General features: G+C 64.0%; 12 protein-coding genes. 1 reads left to right on the top strand and 11 read right to left on the bottom strand.

Features of this window, described 5'->3' with window-relative positions; all coding sequences use genetic code 11:
- Positions 1-70: 70 nt before the first annotated feature.
- The 5 genes from NKJ04_RS19265 to NKJ04_RS19245 all read right to left on the bottom strand — a co-directional run bounded on the left by NKJ04_RS19265 (position 71) and on the right by NKJ04_RS19245 (position 9,126).
- Positions 71-1,009 (bottom strand): glycosyltransferase family 2 protein, encoded by a 939-nt coding sequence (locus tag NKJ04_RS19265; RefSeq protein ID WP_352677100.1) that lies wholly within the window; start codon positions 1,007-1,009, stop codon positions 71-73.
- A gap of 143 nt (positions 1,010-1,152) precedes the next feature.
- Positions 1,153-2,037: a transglutaminase family protein gene (locus NKJ04_RS19260; protein ID WP_127290352.1), complete on the bottom strand. Its 885-nt coding sequence runs from the start codon at positions 2,035-2,037 to the stop codon at positions 1,153-1,155.
- Positions 2,038-2,040: 3 nt separating this feature from the next.
- The gene (locus NKJ04_RS19255; protein ID WP_352677099.1) at positions 2,041-4,452 is read right to left on the bottom strand and encodes a circularly permuted type 2 ATP-grasp protein; all 2,412 of its coding nucleotides are present in this window, start codon (positions 4,450-4,452) and stop codon (positions 2,041-2,043) included.
- A 6-nt stretch (positions 4,453-4,458) separates the two neighbouring features.
- Positions 4,459-7,818, bottom strand: a complete 3,360-nt coding sequence (locus tag NKJ04_RS19250) for a transglutaminase family protein (RefSeq protein WP_352677098.1) — start codon at positions 7,816-7,818, stop codon at positions 4,459-4,461.
- Positions 7,819-7,929: 111 nt separating this feature from the next.
- Positions 7,930-9,126, bottom strand: coding sequence for an acyl-CoA dehydrogenase (locus NKJ04_RS19245; protein WP_023809977.1), 1,197 nt, complete (start codon positions 9,124-9,126; stop codon positions 7,930-7,932).
- 137 nt (positions 9,127-9,263) lie between these two features.
- On the opposite strand from NKJ04_RS19245, the gene NKJ04_RS19240 reads away from it, so the two are divergent.
- Complete coding sequence (locus NKJ04_RS19240; RefSeq protein ID WP_352677097.1) at positions 9,264-10,175, top strand: LysR family transcriptional regulator; 912 nt, start codon at positions 9,264-9,266, stop codon at positions 10,173-10,175.
- Here the strand turns inward: NKJ04_RS19240 and NKJ04_RS19235 are convergent, their stop codons facing one another.
- The 6 genes from NKJ04_RS19235 to NKJ04_RS19210 all read right to left on the bottom strand — a co-directional run bounded on the left by NKJ04_RS19235 (position 10,176) and on the right by NKJ04_RS19210 (position 17,883).
- Complete coding sequence (locus NKJ04_RS19235; RefSeq protein WP_352677096.1) at positions 10,176-12,500, bottom strand: Tex family protein; 2,325 nt, start codon at positions 12,498-12,500, stop codon at positions 10,176-10,178. It lies immediately after the preceding gene.
- Positions 12,501-12,628: 128 nt separating this feature from the next.
- Positions 12,629-13,810, bottom strand: coding sequence for a serine hydrolase domain-containing protein (locus NKJ04_RS19230; protein ID WP_352613214.1), 1,182 nt, complete (start codon positions 13,808-13,810; stop codon positions 12,629-12,631).
- A 36-nt stretch (positions 13,811-13,846) separates the two neighbouring features.
- Positions 13,847-15,043: a serine hydrolase domain-containing protein gene (locus NKJ04_RS19225; RefSeq protein WP_352677095.1), complete on the bottom strand. Its 1,197-nt coding sequence runs from the start codon at positions 15,041-15,043 to the stop codon at positions 13,847-13,849.
- Positions 15,044-15,111: 68 nt separating this feature from the next.
- Entirely contained in the window at positions 15,112-16,146 is a 1,035-nt protein-coding gene (locus tag NKJ04_RS19220) for an ABC transporter substrate-binding protein (protein ID WP_023809982.1), read from the bottom strand.
- Positions 16,147-16,169: 23 nt separating this feature from the next.
- Complete coding sequence (locus NKJ04_RS19215; RefSeq protein ID WP_023809983.1) at positions 16,170-16,970, bottom strand: ABC transporter permease; 801 nt, start codon at positions 16,968-16,970, stop codon at positions 16,170-16,172.
- Entirely contained in the window at positions 16,963-17,883 is a 921-nt protein-coding gene (locus NKJ04_RS19210) for an ABC transporter permease (protein ID WP_352677094.1), read from the bottom strand. The genes NKJ04_RS19215 and NKJ04_RS19210 overlap by 8 nt, the downstream gene beginning before the upstream one ends.
- Position 17,884 lies beyond the last annotated feature (1 nt).

Here is a 17,884-nt window from a genome sequence, read left to right as displayed (position 1 = left end):
CCACTGGCCGACCGCTGGTTCCACGCGCCGTCCGAAAAGCGTCTCGCGCCGATATCGTGTTGGCTGGCGCCTACAGAGCGCCTTCCAGCTTGATCGGCGGCGCGGACAAACGCCGCCGCGCCGCGAGCTTGAACCTGTAGCGCAGGCAGCGCCAAGCTTCTGAGCGCCGCTTTGGCGCGGCCGCGGCTACCGCCAGGACGCGCGCCGCGGTGCCCAGATCGCCGCGCGCATAGTGGACCCGGGCGATCTTGAGGGCGACAAGGCCTTCCCTGGCCTTGAGGGCCGACAACGGGATGTTGCAGTCGGTGAGTGTGCGCAGTTCCCGGCGCCAGTCCAGGAAGCGCCGCACCGGGTTGATGGCAAAGCGGTCATCGGAACGTACCGGCGAAACCTCGTAGACCATGACAGGTTGCGAAACCATGGCGAGCGATGCCTTGCTCATCAGCCGTGCCCAGAACAGCGTGTCCTCGTCATAGGCCATTCCGATCGGGAACCGCGTCTCGCCGATCAGGGTCCGCGATGCCAGAACGCTGCCCACGGCGACCGAACGTATGTCGCCTTTGACATAGGCCGAAGCATTTGCCAGGCACGCAGCCTGGTAGCCGTTCGGCATCTTGATCTGCCGGTCCTGGCCGTTCACCCGTCGCCGGTAGGCACCGACGATCATGTCGGCCTCCGGCTGCTCCCGGGCCTTGCGGAGCAGTGCGCGCAACCCGCCCCGCAGATGCAGGTCGTCGGCATCGATCAGGTAGACCCAGGAATAGACCGCTTCGGCCAGCGCCAAATTGCGGGCACCGCCTGCATCGCGGCATTTGGCCGACAGCACGCGCAGCGGCAACGACAGTTGTGCCGCGGCCTCCCGCGCGATGGTTGCCGTCCCATCGGTCGACGCGTCGTCGACCAGCAAGATCTCGCCGATGATCTCGGCCTCGCTGCGTAGCGACGCCAGCGTTGCAGCGATGGTCGCCGCCGCGTTACAGGCAGGAATGACGACGCTGATTGCTCTCAATTACAAACCCTCGCGCCATGCGCTTGAGGATACAACTACCGTCACCCCGAAACGAATACAGACTAGCGGCCGCATCGGTATTTGAGAAGCAGTCTTGTCCATCCCGAATTGCGGCGCAAATACCGCTGCGTGTACGACCTGCTTCAGGCTCTTTCGAGCACGACGGGAATGACGTCGACAGCTTGCTCGCCAACCTGTCCCCCCGTGGTCTTGAGCACGCCGACGATCGGCGCCACGTCCGAATAGTCGCGGCCGTGGCCGACGGTGATATGGTCGTTGCTGGCCCGCATGCCGTTGGTCGGGTCGAATTCCTGCCAGCCTGCATCGCGCCCGCACCAGACCTTGACCCAGGCATGCATGGCATCGGCGCCTTCCAGCCGGGGCTTGCCCTTCGGCGGGATGGTGCGCAAGAATCCGCTGACATAGCCGGCCGGAATACCGAGCCCGCGCAGGCCGGCGATCATGATGTGCGAAAAGTCCTGGCAAACGCCGCGCTTCAACTTGAAGGCATCACTGGCCCGGGTCCGCACCGTTGTCGCTTCGCCGTCATAGGTGAAATCGCGATGGATGCGATTGCACAGGCTCATGACCGTGCCGGCGGCAGAGCCGGCGATGCTGTCGCGTGCGTAAGCGGTGATCGCATCGTCGATGCCGGCATGGGTGCTGGCCGTCAGGAAATGGTGCGGTGCATCAGGTGCCAGAGACCGCACCGCGGCGAGCTCCTGCCTCAGCCGGGCGATATCGGGCGACACGTCGAGCCCGGGCTCGGGCCGAGACACCGACACGCGGGCGCTCATCCTGATGTCGAGCGCGTCATGCGCGTCGCGAAAGGCGATCGAGGTGACGTTGTTGCCGAAGAAATCGGAAAAGTCGGAACGCTCGTTGGGTGCCGGCGCAAAGGACAGGGATGCGGCGATGACACGCTGCACGCCTGATATCGTCGACGGCAGTACGCGCACCTGATGACGACCGCCGCCGGCCGCCGCAGCGTAATCGTAATGCAGATGAAGCCTGATGTCGTAGAGCATGCTTTATCCGAAATAGGCTTTGGCGAGGCTGTTGTAGAGGCCGCCGATTTCATAGGCGAGGTCGTCCAGCGCCTTTGCGGTCATGTCCGAAGGCTCCTTGATGGCGATCTGGGTGTTGAGCTGCAGGATTTCCTTCGCCGCCGGCGACATTTGCCCCTCCCCGCCGAGCGACGGCAACAGGCCGATTTCGGCCTTCAGCCTTTCAAGTTGGAACAGGATGGAGCGCGGGTTAAGCGGATCGAGCGCCAGCAGGTCGATCACCGTGCGCCGACCGGCCTGCACCGGATATTGGCGGCGATGGGTCATCACGCTGTCGCCGATTTCCAGCATCATGTCGAGCGCGCCGTCCGGCGCCTTGGCGCTGGTCAGCCGCGACAGCGTGCGGGAGATCTGGATACCGCGCTCCAGCCGGCGGCCAATCTCGAGGAAGCGCCAACCGGCGAAGCGGTACATGTTCTCGTGCAGCAGGCCGGAAAAGCCGGCGAGCTTACGCAGGATGACTGTCATCGCCCGGGTCGCGTCGTCGCCGGGCGCGACCGTCGTTGCGAACTGATGGATGGTTTTCGACAGGTCCTTCAGCGCCAGCCAGCCATCGGGCGAGAAGCGGTCGCGGATCTGCCCGGCACTGTAGACCGCGCTATCCAGCGTGCCGATCAGCCCTGACGGGATCGCCGTCTCCACATCGATGCCGAAAGGTTCGAGATAATCCCTGATGTCGGCGAGCAGCGGCATATCCGGGTCGGAGGTTTCGGCCAGCCGCACATGGTAGGCGCGCAGGATGCGCACCGTGTCTTCCGAGCGCTCGATATAGCGGCCGAGCCAGGTCAGGTTCTCCGCCGCGCGACTGGGCAGGCTGCCGGGCCTGGTGCGGCTGAAACTGTCGCCTTCTTGCGGCAGCAGCGTCTCGCGCTCCACCGGTTTGTCGCTGACGACCCAGACATCCGCCGCCTGGCCGCCACGCTGCATGGCGATCGCCGTCGGGTCGAGCGACAGGCCGATACGGGCAAAACCGCCCGGCATCACCGTCCAGCCCTCCGGCGTTCGCGCCAGGTAGACGCGCAGGCTCGCTGGCCGCGGCTCCAGCCAGCCGCCGACATAGACGGGCGTCGTCGAAAGCGTCACCGCTTCCTGGCCGACGAAATCGCCGCCATCACGTTCAATGCGCGCCACCAGTTCCGCCCGCTCCCCGGCCGACAGAGCCGAGCCTAGCTTCGTTGAATCGTCGTCCTCGAAGGCAAGCCTCGTCGACAGCGCCGGCCCGATCACCATGCGATCGATATTGGCCAGCACATGCGCGCGCTCGGTAGCTTGCCCGCACCACCATGTCGCGACACTTGGCAGCAGCAATTCCTCGCCACGCAAGGCCCGTGAAATCTTGGGCAGGAAGGCAAGCAGCGCGCGCGTCTCCATCAGGCCGGAGCCCAGCGCATTGACGGTAGCAACCGCGCCCTGGCGGATCGCCTCGACCAGGCCCGGCGTTCCGATCTGCGAATCCGGGCGCAGTTCGAGCGGGTCGGCGAAAGCGGCGTCGAGCCGCCGCCACAACACGCTGATCGGCATCAGGCCGGAAACCGTGCGCACCATCAGCCGGCTGTCGGAGACGGTCAAATCCTCGCCTTCGAGCAGCATGATGCCGAGGTAGCGGGCGATGTAGGCGTGTTCGTAATAGGTTTCGTTGAGCGGCCCCGGCGTCAGGATGGCGACGCGGCCGTCGGTCTCCTTGGCCATGCCGATCAACGCATCGCGAAAACGGCGGAAAAAGCCGGCAAGGCGGTGCACATGCATCTCGCCATAGATGTCGGACAGCGCGCGTGTGGTGGCGACGCGGTTTTCCAGTGCGAAACCGGCGCCGGACGGCGCCTGCGTGCGATCGCCCAGCACCCACCACTGGCCGTCAGGTCCACGGCCGAGCTCGAAGGCGCAGAAATGCAGGAAGTGGCCGCCGGCCGGCCTGGTGCCGACGACAGGCCGCAAATATTCGGGGCTGGCGGCGATCAATCCCGCCGGCAGGATGCCTTTCTCGACCAGCCGGTTCGGCCCGTAGATATCGGCGATGGTTTCCTCGAACAGTTCGGCGCGCTGCACGAGGCCGGCGCTGATCGCCGCCCACTCGCTCTCCTCGATGAGAACCGGGACATGCGCCAGCGGCCATTCGCGCTCATTGGCACCGGCCTTGTCATAGACGCGGTAATAAACGCCGGCATCGCGCAGATACTGGTCGGCGCGGGCAAAGCGCTGGCCGAGCTTTTCAGCGCCAAGTTCCTCGAGCGCCTCGACAAAATGCTTCCAGGCCGGGCGAGGATTGCCTGACGCATCGACCATCTCGTCGACGACGCCGTCGATCGGCTGGTAGTGCTCCAGCAGGCTGTGGGTCCGCGGCTTGCCGTGTCCTCTCTTGTGATTCCCCTTTGCCATCGCTGATCAGAGTCTTGCCGGCCGCCGAAGGTCAAGGGTCATCGGGAAATCTTCCGCCGGTTGTTCTTCACGGATCACATAGGCGGATGGCGTATGGCCGCGCGGTTCGAAGCGGGCGAGCCGCCGAGCTTCCGCCTCGTTGCCATTGACCGGAAAGGTGTCGTAATTGCGCCCGCCGGGATGGGCGACATGATAGACGCAGCCGCCGACCGCACGTCCCGACCAGCGGTCATAGATGTCGAAGACCAGTGGCGTGTTGACCGGCAGCGCCGGATGCAGGCCCGATGCCGGCTGCCAGGCCTTGAAGCGGACACCCGCCACCGCCACTTCGCGATTGTCGGTGACCTTCATCGGCACGATGCGGCCGTTGCAGACGACTGCGTGGCGCTCCGGGTTCAGCCCTTCGGTCTTGACCTGCAGCCGTTCGACCGAGGAATCGACGAAGCGCACGGTGCCGCCGATCGCGCCTTGCTCGCCCATCACATGCCACGGCTCCAGCGCCTGGCGCAGCTCCAGCTTGATGCCGGCATGCTGAACCTCGCCGCAGAACGGGAAGCGGAATTCGAGCTGGGCGTCGAACCATTCGGGCCTGAATTCGAAGCCGTTGAGCTTGAGGTCGTCGAGCACGTCGAGGAAATCGGCCCAGACATGATGCGGCAGCATGAAGCGGTCGTGCAGCGATGTGCCCCAGCGCACGAAACGGCCGTCGAGCGGGCCTTTCCACGCACGTGCGATGATGGCGCGCACCAACAGTTGCTGCGCCAGCGACATGCGTGCATTGGGCGGCATCTCGAAGCCGCGGAATTCGACCAGCCCCAGCCGACCGGTCGGTCCGTCCGGCGAAAACAGCTTGTCGATGCAGATTTCCGAACGATGCGTATTGCCGGTGACGTCGGTCAACAAATTGCGGAACAGCCGGTCGACCAGCCATGGCAAGGGTGCGTTGCCCTGGTCTGGATGCGGCACCTGCGCCATCGCGATCTCAAGCTCGTAGAGCGAGTCGTGACGCGCTTCGTCGAAGCGTGGCGCCTGGCTGGTCGGCCCGATGAACAGGCCAGAGAACAGATAGGACAGCGACGGATGGCGCTGCCATTGCAGCACCAGGCTCTTCAACAGGTCCGGCCTTCGCAGGAACGGGCTGTCATTGGGTGTCGCACCGCCGACCACGACATGGTTGCCGCCGCCGGTGCCGGTGTGGCGCCCATCGATCATGAACTTGTCGGCGCCAAGCCGTGTCTGCCGCGCTTCCTCATAGATCGCCGTCGTCGTCGCCACGCAATCCTGCCAGTTGGAAGCAGGATGGATGTTGACCTCGATGACGCCGGGATCAGGCGCAACGCGGATGACGTTGAGGCGCGGATCGTGAGGCGGGCCGTAGCCCTCGATATGCACGGGAAGGCCGATCGCCTTTGCCGCGTTCTCGGCCGCCGCGACCAGTTCGAGATAGTCTTCCAGCGCCTCGACAGGCGGCATGAACACGCACAGCCGCCCGTCGCGCGGTTCGACCGAAAGCGCGGTGCGCACAGCGCCGCCAATCTCGGTGATCTCCTGCTCGACCCGCTCCTGCTGGCCGGTCGCAGCGGTGAACGATGCCGCCTGCTGGCGGCGCGCCATCTCGTCGGCGCCTTCGAGTTCGGCTGGAGCCGGTCCGGCCAGTATGGCTTCACGCGCGGGCAGCGGGCCGCGTGGTAGCGACGGGTCGACCGGCACGATATAGGGGAATTGCTCGGGCGGCACATAGGGCAACGTGCCGAGCGGCAGCCGGTAGCCGACCGGTGAATCGCCTGGCACCAGGAACAGCCGGCCGCGCCGCGTCTTCCATTTTTCCGAGCGCCAGCGCGGATCCGATGCCTGGCTGTTCCAGCGCTGGACGGGGAGCACATAGCCGGACGGCTTGGTCAGTCCGCGTTCGAACACTTTCGCCATGCGGCTGCGTTCTTCCGGATCCTCCAGCCTGGAGTTGGACGGATCGACATTGTCGGGCAGCTTGCCTTCCTTGAGCAGCCATTCGGCCGGATCCTCATAGGCTTCGCTGACCATGGCCTTGTCGATGCCGAGTTCGCCGGCAATCGCGGTGAGCAGGCTTTCGGCCTGCTTCGGGCCGATATCGGCCTCGCTCTTTTCGCGTGCGATCAGCGACGGATCGCTCCATACCGGCTGGCCGTCGGCACGCCAGTAGAGCGAAAAGGTCCAGCGCGGCAGGCTTTCGCCCGGATACCATTTGCCCTGGCCGTAATGGAGAAAGCCGCCGGGCGCGAAGCGCTCGCGCAGTTTACGGATCAGTTCGTCCGCCTTTTCACGCTTGGTGGGACCGACGGCGGCGGTGTTCCATTCGGCCGACTCGAAATCGTCGATCGACACGAAAGTCGGCTCGCCGCCCATGGTCAGCCGCACGTCGCCGGCGGCAAGCGCTGCATCGACCTTGTTGCCCAGCGCGTCGAGCGCCTGCCAGCTTTCGTCCGAAAATGGCTTGGTGATGCGCGGATGCTCGGCGATGCGGTCGACCCGCATCTCGAAGCCGAATTCGACATTGGCGAAGCTCGCCATCCCGGAAATCGGGGCCGCGTTGCGGAAATGCGGCGTGGCGGCCAGCGGCACATGGCTCTCGCCGGTGAGCAGGCCCGAGGTCGGATCGAAGCCTATCCAGCCGGCGCCGGGAAGATAGACCTCGCACCACGCATGCAGATCGGTGAAGTCTGTCGCCGTTCCCGGCGGACCGTCCAGCGCCACCAGATCGGGCTTCAACTGGACCAGATAGCCGGAAACGAAGCGTGCCGCGATACCGAGATTGCGTAGGATCTGCACCAGCAGCCAGCTCGAATCCCGGCAAGACCCCTTTTTCGCGGCCAAGGTCTCTTCCGGCGAGAACACCCCGGTTTCCATGCGCACGATATAGGCAATCTCGCGCTGCAGCCGCGCATTGAGGTCGACCAGGAAATTGACGGTGTTGGCTGCGCTGCGATCGATGGTCTTCAGCAGCGCCGACAGCAGCGGTCCCGCCGGTTCCGGGGTGCGATAGATGGCGAGATCGTCGCGGATTTCTTCCGGATACTCGAACGGAAACGCCTCGGCCGACGGCTCGACGAAGAAATCGAACGGGTTGTAGACCGTCATGTCGGCGACGAGGTCGACCTCGATCTTCAACTCCGTCACCGGCTCCGGAAAGACGAAGCGGGCGAGGAAATTGCCGTAAGGATCCTGCTGCAGATTGACGAAATGGTTCGCCGGCTCGACCTTGAGCGAATGACTGAGCACCTTGGTGCGGGAATGCGGCGCCGGCTGCAGCCTGATGATCTGGGGCCCGAGAACCACCGGCCGGTCATATTTGTAATGGGTCAGGTGATAGACGGCTGCCAGAATTGCCATGAAGCCCCGGAATTCAGCGTTTCAACGATTTCGCCGAACCCTGACACATCAGGCCGCCATTCTCCAAGCAGAGATGTTGCGGTGCACCTAATTTAAGCAACGGTTGCCGGCTCAGAAAAACGCCTGTATCCCCGTCTGCGCCCTTCCCAGGATCAGCGCATGCACGTCATGCGTGCCTTCATAGGTGTTGACCGTCTCCAAGTTCTGCGCGTGGCGCATGACGTGGTAGCCGATCTGGATGCCGTTGCCGCCATGCATGTCGCGGGCCTGGCGCGCAATATCGAGCGCCTTGCCGCAATTGTTGCGCTTGACGATCGAGATCATTTCCGGCGCCATCTTGCCTTCATCCAGCAACCGCCCGACACGCAAGGATGCCTGCAATCCCAGCGCGATCTCGGTCTGCATGTCGGCGAGCTTCTTCTGGTAAAGCTGCGTGCCGGCCAACGGCTTGCCGAACTGCTTGCGGTCGAGACCGTATTGGCGGGCGCGGTGCCAGCAATCCTCGGCGGCGCCCATCGAGCCCCAGGAAATGCCGAAGCGAGCCCGGTTGAGGCATCCGAACGGTCCGCCGAGGCCTTTTGCGTTGGGCAGCAGCGCGTCCTCGCCGACCTCCACGCCTTCCATCACCACTTCGCCGGTGATCGACGCCCGCAGCGACAGCTTGCCGCCGATCTTCGGCGCCGAAAGCCCCTCCATGCCCTTTTCCAGCACGAAGCCACGGATCTCGTCCTTGCCGTTCTCGCCCTTCAGCTTCGCCCAGACGACGAACACGTCGGCGACCGGCGCGTTGGAAATCCACATCTTCGAACCGGACAGCTTGTAGCCGTTGGCTGTCCTCTCGGCGCGTGTCTTCATGCCGCCCGGATCGGAGCCGGCATCCGGCTCGGTCAGGCCGAAACAGCCGATCCACTCGCCGCTGGCAAGCTTGGGCAGGTACTTCTTGCGCTGCTCGTCCGAGCCATAGGCGTAGATCGGATACATCACCAGAGACGACTGCACTGACATCATCGAGCGATAACCCGAGTCAACACGTTCGACTTCCCGCGCGACCAGCCCATAGGTGACGTAGTTCGCGCCAAGCCCGCCGAATTCCTCGGGGATGTTGATGCCGAGCAGGCCGGCCTCGCCCATTTCGCGGAAGATCGCGGTGTCGAATGTCTCGTTGAGGTAGGCGTCCTCGATTCGCGGCGCCAGTCTGTCGGCGGCGAAGGCGGCCGCACCGTCGCGCACCATGCGCTCGTCTTCCGAAAGCTGGCCCTCGATCAGGAACGGATCTTCCCAGACGAATGCGTTCTTGTCGGCGGCCATCGCGTTTCTCCCAAACAATGCATGTCGCTCAAAATGACGGCATGCATGAAGCAAAATCTTGGCCCGTTCTATCGGCTTGCGCCTCGAAAAAATCAAACGAAATTGATTCACCGATCAATGAGCGTTAGGAATGGATCATGAGTGTCCAGCGCCGCCTTTTGCCCAACATAAGCGCCCTTGCCGCCTTCGAGGCTGTGGCCCGGCTAGGCAGTTTCACCGCTGCCGCCCAGGAGCTCGATCTGACCCAGGGCGCGGTCAGCCGGCAGATCAGGTTGCTGGAAGATCAGTTCGGCCGCCGGCTATTCGAGCGCGACAGCCGCAATGTCAGGCTGTCGACATCGGGCGAAATCTACGCCGAGGCGGTGCGTTCAGCACTTGGCCAGTTGCGTGACGCAGCCCTTGGATTGATGAGCAATCGGCATAGCGGCATCCTGAACCTTGCCATATTGCCGACCTTCGGCACGCGCTGGCTGATGCCGATGATCCCCGATTTCGTCGAAAACAACCCTGACATCACCATCAACTTCGTCACCCGCGTCGGCCGCTTCGACTTCGCCAGGGAGAGGCTGGATGCCGCCATCCACTATGGCCTGCCGGACTGGCCGGAGGCCGACTCGACACTGCTGGTGCGCGAAACGGTGGCGCCGGTGGTATCGCCCGAATTCCTCGCCGGCCGCGCCATCGCCACACCGGCCGATATCGGCCGGTTGCCGCTGCTGCATATGGCGACGCGCCCTGGCGCGTGGACGGAATGGTTCGAGCATCAGGGCCTGAGCGCACCGACGGGGCCCGGCATGCAGTTCGAGCAGTTCGGCACCGCCGCCCAGGCCTGCATGGCGGGGCTCGGTGTGGCGCTGCTACCGCTGATCCTCATTGCAGGCGAATTGCAGCGCGGCCAATTGGTGCCGGCGCCAGGCCAGCCCATGCAAAGCCGCAGCGCCTACTATCTCGTCGTCCCACACGACAAGCGCGGCCATCCGCCGGTCGCCAGTTTTCGCGACTGGCTGCTGAGACATGTCGAGAAGGAGCCGGTCGTTCTGGCGTGGTAACTACTTTCGCTTCAGCGCATCGGCCAGCGCCGCGCCGAACGCACCTTGCTGCGTCGGCCTTTCCGGCTGGCGCTGCGGCGTCGGCGAACGCGGTGCCGGCCTGCCGCCTCCGGTATCGCGCGGCCCACCTTTCGACGCGCCGCCTTCGCCACCATCCTTGCGCATGGAAAGCGCGATGCGCTTGCGCTTGATGTCGACGTCGACGACCCGCACCTTGACCACATCGCCGGCCTTCACGACCTCATGCGCGTCCTTGATGAACCGGTCGGCCAGTTGCGAGACATGCACCAGCCCGTCCTGATGGACACCGATGTCGACGAAGGCGCCGAAGGCGGCGACATTGGTGACGGTGCCTTCCAGCAGCATGCCGGGCTTCAGATCCTTGATATCGTCGATGCCGTCGGCAAACGTCGCCGTCTTGAAGCCCGGACGTGGGTCGCGGCCCGGCTTTTCCAGCTCTGCCAGGATATCGCGTACCGTCGGCAAGCCGAAACGCTCGTCGACGAAAACGCGCGGGTCGAGTGCCTTCAGCGCGGCACTATCGCCCATCAACGACCGCACATCGCGCCCGCAGGCGGCGACGATCTTCTTGGCCACGCCATAGGCCTCCGGATGCACCGACGAGGCATCGAGCGGCTCGCTGCCATTGGCAATGCGCAGGAAGCCGGCGGATTGTTCGAATGCGCGAGGTCCGAGCCGCGGCACCTTGAGCAGGTCTTTGCGGCTGGCGAAGGGGCCGGTCGCATCGCGATGCGCGACGATCGCGTCGGCCAGAGACGCGCCGAGACCTGAAACGCGCGCCAGCAGCGGCGCCGAGGCGGTGTTGAGATCGACGCCGACGGCGTTGACCGCGTCTTCCACCACCGCTTCCAGCGAGCGGCCGAGACGGTACTGGTCGACATCATGCTGGTACTGGCCGACGCCGATCGATTTGGGCTCGATCTTGACCAGTTCGGCCAGCGGATCCTGCAGCCGCCGGGCAATCGAGACGGCACCGCGCAACGACACGTCGAGGCCAGGGAATTCCGCCGCCGCCGTCGCCGATGCCGAATAGACCGAGGCGCCGGCCTCGCTGACGATCACCTTCAGGGGCTTCGGACCACCATCCGCCGGCATGTCGGACAGCATGTCGGCGACCAGCTTTTCCGTCTCGCGGCTGCCGGTGCCGTTGCCGATCGAGATCAGCTCGACCTTGTGCAGGCGGATGAGCTTGGCGAGTTCGGCCTGGGTGCCGCGCACATCGTTCCTCGGCGGAAACGGATAGACCGTCGTCGTTGTCAGCACCTTGCCGGTGCCGTCGACCACCGCCACCTTGACACCTGTGCGGATGCCGGGGTCGAGCCCCATCGTCGCGCGCGAGCCGGCGGGCGCCGCCAGCAGCAAATCCTTGAGGTTTCGGGCAAAGACGTGGATCGCTTCCTCTTCTGCCCGCTCGCGCAGGTCGCGCATCAAATCGAGCGTCAGGTGCAGCGACAGTTTTATGCGCCAGGTCCAGCCCGCCACCTCCATCAGCCATCTGTCACCCGGCAAATTGCCGCCTATAGCATAGGCGTTGGCGATCATCCGCTCGACCGGCTTCACCGGCGACGTATCATCGGCATCGACCTCGATGTCGAGCGACAGCACTTCCTCGTTGCGGCCGCGCAGCATCGCCAGCGCGCGATGGCTCGGCACATTTGTCCAGCGCTCGACATGGTCGAAATAATCGGAGAACTTCGCGCCGGCCTCCTGTTTGCCGTCGACCACCCTGGCCCGCATGAAGGCGCGTTCCTTCATGTAGGTCCGCAATTTGCCGACCAGATCGGCATTCTCGGCGAACTGTTCCGACAGGATGTCGCGCGCGCCGTCGAGCGCCGCCTTGGCGTCGACCACCTCTTCGGTCAGATAGGCCAGCGCCAGTTCGGCCGGCATCAGCGCGCGATTCGCCAGGATAGCTTCAGCCAGCGGGCCCAGCCCGCGCTCCCTGGCGATTTCAGCCTTCGTGCGGCGCTTGGGCTTGTAGGGCAGATAGATATCTTCCAATTCCGCCTTGGTGGTGGCGGCGGCGATCTTGCCTTCAAGCTCCTCGGTCAGCTTACCCTGTTCGCGGATCGAGCCAAGGATGGTGTCGCGGCGCGCGTCGAGCTCGCGCAGATAGGCAAGCCGTTCGGCAAGATTGCGCAATTGCGTGTCGTCCAGGCCGCCGGTGACTTCCTTGCGGTAGCGCGCCACGAACGGCACTGTCGCGCCCTCATCGAGCAGTTCGATCGCCGCGGCCGCCTGTTCGGGCCGCGCGCTGATCTCGGCCGCGATGATGGCTGCAATGCGCTTGATGTCGGATGCCATGTCGTACCTGCTCTCACCCAAAGAGCGGCGACCATAGGCGCAGACGTCCGGCCCGCCAACCGCCGCGCTTTGATCAGCCCGGCGGGTCCACAGGAAAGCGTGCGCTAATGTGGCGGCTCGGGCCCAGTCTAGACCATGCGGCTCAGCGCCTCGAAGAAGGCGACGATCTCGACATCGAGCGGATCGTCGACCGGCTCGGGCTGCGACGACATCTTGGCGATCACCACTTCGGTCCTGGGATCGACATACAGCCACTGACCATGGATGCCGATGCCGCAATAGGCGCCGCTCGGCAAACCGGTCTGGTACCATTTGTTGCGGTAACGACCTTTGGGAAACAGTGGCAGCATCGCACCGCGCTGCCAGGCGTCCGCACTGCCGCCGGTGCTGGTCGTGTCGCGTACCCACACCTCGGGCACGATGCGGCGGCCATTGGCCACCCCGCCTTGCCGCATCATCTCGCCGACACGCGCCAGGTCGCGCGGCGTCACCGAAATGCCGCCGGCCGTGCGCGCCGTGCCTTCCATGTCGACGCCGATCGAGGCTTCGCTGACAGCGCCGAGCGGCAGCCACAGCTTCTCGCGCATCAGGTCGGCAAAACGCTGGCCCGACGCACGCTCGAGCAGCAGGCCGAGCAGGTCGGAATTCGGCGAGCGGTAGCGGAAGGTCTGGCCATGCGGCTCTGCAAGGCGTTGCAAGGTCAAAATGAATTCGCGCAGGCTCTCCGTGCCGCCGCCCGGATTCCACAACGTGGCGCGACGATAGCGGGCGAAAGCGCTCTCCGGATCGAGATAGGCCTCCTCGAAATCGAGGCTGACGCTCATGTCGAGCACATGCCGCACGCTCGCATCGCCATAGGCAGAGCCGGCGGCTTCAGGGATGTAGGCCGTCACAGGCGCTTCCGGGTCGAACATCCCCTCGCCTTGCAATATGCCGGCGATGATGGCTGTCACCGACTTGCTGATCGAGAAGATGATGTGGCGGGCGCCGAAATCCATATGCGGGGCGAACCAGTCGCCGACGATCTTGCCGCCTTTCATCACCGTCAGTGCGTCGGTGCTCGAACGTGCGAGAAATTCAGCCACCGTCTCCGGTGTGCCGGCGATCGCGACCTTTCCGCCGAGTAGGCCGCCCATATCGCGAACGGGGGTTTCGACAACGCCCGACGTCGCCGCCACGCGGGCGGTCGGCACCAGTTCGTCGAGATTCTGGAACGACCACCGGTTGAACGGGTTCTCGCGCCAGTTGGCGAGCACCACCTGGTTGCGCCGGAAGCCATAGCGGGTCTCGAACACGGTCTTGCCGGTCATGGCGTTTCCTTCCGGGTCGTTTCTTCTTTGTGGGGCTCAGCGAAGTGCCGTGGCGATAGCGTGCACGGCCTTCAGCGTCGCTATGGAATAGCCACCATTGGCGAAATCCGGCCAGGTCGAAAGCTTCACCACGACCATTCCGGTGTTCCAGTCGATATGGATCATCTGACCGAACACGCCGCGGCACATCAGTGCGCGCGAGCGCGGGTCCTCGATCCAGAACTGGTTGCGATAGCTGCCCTCCGGCAGGCTGGGGCTGAAGTCCGGCCCATGCCTGCCGTTGCGCGTCGCCTCGACCCAGCCGGCCGGCACGACGCCGCCACCATTGTCGAGGATCAGCTGGCCGAAGCGGCCATAGTCGCGCAGCGTCGCGTTGAAGCCACCGTCGGCCACCGCATAGCCGGCGCTGTCGACCGTGAAGCAGGCGCTTTCATCAGCGCCGAGCTTTTGCCAGAGTTCTTCCGAAACCAGCTGCGGAAGCCGTTTGCCCGTCACCCGTTCCATGATGAAGGCAAGCACGTCGGTCTCGATCGAGCGGTATTCGAATTGGGCACCGTGCGGGCGGATCGTTTCCTTCAAGCCCAGGATCAGCTCGAACATGTGCGATGGCCAGCGAAAGGCCGGATCGCTGCCCGGCGGCACCGGCTTCCAGCCGGTGGCGACATCGACCTGGCCAATGTCCGAATAGCGGTCGGTGTATTCCTCGGAGAAGCGGACGCCGCTGGTCATGTCCAGCACATGCTGCACACTGGCGCCGGCCCAGCCGGTAACGCCGAGCTCCGGCAGGTAGTCCGTTACCGGTCTGGCCGGATCGATCAGGCCGCGCCCAACCAGTATGCCGAACACCGAACCGGTAAGGGACTTCGCCATTGACTGCGACAGGTGCAGCGTGCGCTCATCCATGCCGTTGAAGTAGCGCTCATAGGCGACCTTGCCGTCCTTGAGCACCAGGAAGCCGTCCGTATAGGTCTCGTCGAGCAGCCCGGCGAGCGTCGTCGGCGCGCCTGTGCTGTCCTCGACCGTCAGCCCGTCGAGATCGGCCTCGGCGCGTTCGAAGCGGTGGCGATGGCCATTGCCGCGCCAGACTTCGGCGGTCGGCAGAATTTCACGGATGTTCTGGAACGCCCAGCGGTTCCACGGCGGCCGGTCCCAGTCGAGCTTCGGCGGTACCATGGCGGGCGGCGAGCCCTGCATGATCGGCGGCCGCGGATCGGAATTGCGATAGGAGTCCATGACGGCCGAGTCCTTTGAACATGAAAACGGACCCGGCGGCGTGTGCCGCCGGGTCCGTCGAACCCAGTTTATTTCTGCAACTCGGTCCAGATCTTGGTGTAAATTTCCTGGGTCTCCGGCGAGCACATCTGCTGCAGCTCGCCGCGTGGCTTGTCCGCGGCCGGAATGATGACTTCGGGCGCGTCCTTCATGTCGGCCGGCATGTACTTGTCCGAGCCGGTGATGGCATTGGCGTAGCGATGGAAGGCCGAGAGACCTGCCGCGTTTTCCGGATCCATGATGAAGTTCTGGAAAAGCTTGGCGTTCTCGACGTTCTTGGCTTCCTTCAGAACGACGACGTTGTCGCTCCACAGGCCGAAGCCTTCTTTCGGATAGTTGTAGTGGATGGCCGGGTTGGCCAGCCGCTGGCGCAGCGCCGAGCCGTTCCAGTCGCTGGTCGCCTTGAAGTCGCCGGCGCCCATCTTCTCGATGGTGTTGTATTCCATCGCGATCCAGTTCGGCTTGGCCGCCACCAGCAGGTCGCGCACCTTCTTCAGCACCGCCTTGTCGTCGGTGCATTGCTGGCCGCCGACATACTTGATCGCGGCGAACATCACATCGCCCATCTCCGGAACGACATTGACCTTCCCCTTGAGCTCGTCAGGCGTGTTGAAGATGATACCCCAGCTATCGGCCGGCCCCTTGTAGGCATCGGTGTTGACGACCACGCCGATCGTGCCCCACGCCCATGGAACACTGTATTTACGACCCGGATCGAAATCGGGATTGGCCCATTCCGGCGCCACGTTCTTGAAGTTTTCCATCTTGCCAGGATCGGTCTCCTGGATGAGGCCTTCCTTGATCCAGATCGGCACGTAGGTCTGCGACGGCACCGCAATGTCGAAGCCGGTGCCTCCCTGGCGAACCTTGGCCAGCGCGGTGTCGTTGGAATCGTAGTCGGTGATGGTCACTTTGACGTTGTATTTGGCCTCGAACTTCTTGATCACGTCGGGGCTGGTGTAGTTGCCCCAATTGTAGATGTTGAGCACGCCGTCGGCGCGGGCCAGGCCCGTCGAGGCGAGCAACGCCAACCCCATGGCGGTTGCTGTTGTCTTCCAGTTCATGGTTTTAACTCCCATTTTTCGGTTCAGTCTCGTTTCCTGCTGACGAAGAAAAACAACGTGACGATCGCGACCGAAAGCAGCAGGAAGGCGGTCGATATCGCGTTGATCTCGGGTGTGATGCCGCGGCGGATCTGGCCGAGCATGTAGGTGGGCAGCGTGTCCTGGCCGCCTGATTTGACGAACTCGGTGATGACGACGTCGTCGAGCGAGATGACGAAGGCCAGCATCAGCCCGGCCAGGATGCCGGGCCACAGAAGCGGCAGCGTGATGCGCCGGAAAGCCTTCCAGGGCGTCGCGTAGAGGTCGGCTGCGGCACGCTCCAGCGTCAGGTCCATATTCTCAAGCCGCGCCCGGATCGGCAAATAGGCAAAGGGAATGCAGAACGCCGTGTGCGCGGCGACCAGATAGCCGATGCCGGAATAGCCGGTGAAGATCTTGATGCGCGAGAAGAAGATCAGCAGCGCCACGCCGGTGACGATCTCGGGCACCATCAGCGGCTGGTTGATCGCCGCATATTTGAAGGTGAGGCCGGGATAGGGCGCGGTGCGGGTGGTGGCGAGCGCCGCCATGGTGGCAAAGATCGTGGAGAGCACCGCCGCGATGGAGCCAATCTGGAAGGAACGCAGCGTGGCATCGACGACCTGCGTGTTCTGCCATGCCGACTGGAACCATTTCAGCGAAAAGCCGCCCCATTCGGAGGTCGAGCTCGCCGCGTTGAAGGCATAGATGACCAGCACGATGATCGGCAGATACAGCACGATAAAGCAGGTCGCGGCGATCGCGGTGAATCCTGGCTGGTGCTTGATGGAAAAGTTCTTAGCCATGACGTACCCCCGACTTGCCGGCATTGCGCACATAGGCAAGCAGCGCCACCATGACGATGATCATGACGGCGATCGACAGCGCCGAGCCGAGTGGCCAGTTGCGGCCCTGCCCGAACTGCAATTCGATCAGGTTGGACAGCATCATGTTCTTGCCGCCGCCAAGAACGCTCGGTGTCACATAGGCGCCAAGCGCTGGAATGAAGACCAGTATGGAGCCGGCGATGACGCCCGGCTTGACCAGCGGAAAGATGATCCGCCGCAGCACCCGGAAGCGCGACGCGTAAAGGTCGTACCCCGCCTCGACCAACCGGAAATCGAGCTTTTCCATGCTGGCATAGATCGGCAGCACCATCAGTGGCAGGTAGACATAGGCCATGCCGATCAGGATCGCCGTGTCGGTGTAGAGTATCTGGATGGGCGCCGAGATGATGCCGAGCTTGAGCAGGATCGTGTTGACGATGCCTTCGTTGCGGATGATCTGCAGCACCGCGAAGGTGCGGATCAAAAGGTTGGTCCAGAACGGAATGGTAATCAGGAACAGCCAGAGATCGCGGGTCTTTTCGCTGCGCGTCGCCATGAAATAGGCGGTCGGGAAACCAAGCACCAAAGTGGCGATCGTCGTCACCACCGAGAGCTTGATCGAGCGCAGGAAGATGGTGACGTGGGCGGCGGCGATCGAAAGCGTGTCGTCGAAGATATCGCGTTCCAGAAACACCGATGTCCAGGCTTCCGGCGAGAACTGCCACTTCACGTCGCCATAGGAGCCTGGCGTCAGGAACGAGTAGACGAGCACGATCAGCAAGGGGCCGGTCGCGGCGAGGAAAATGACCAGCAGCGCTGGCGCTGACAAAAGCCAGCGGTCACGGACATCGCGCCGCTCCGCTGCCTTGGCGACTTCTTCCGCGGTCGCCATC

It is taken from the genome of Mesorhizobium sp. M0618 (genome assembly GCF_040320765.1).
Lineage (GTDB): Bacteria > Pseudomonadota > Alphaproteobacteria > Rhizobiales > Rhizobiaceae > Mesorhizobium.
This window is presented reverse-complemented; position numbering and strand designations above follow the sequence as displayed.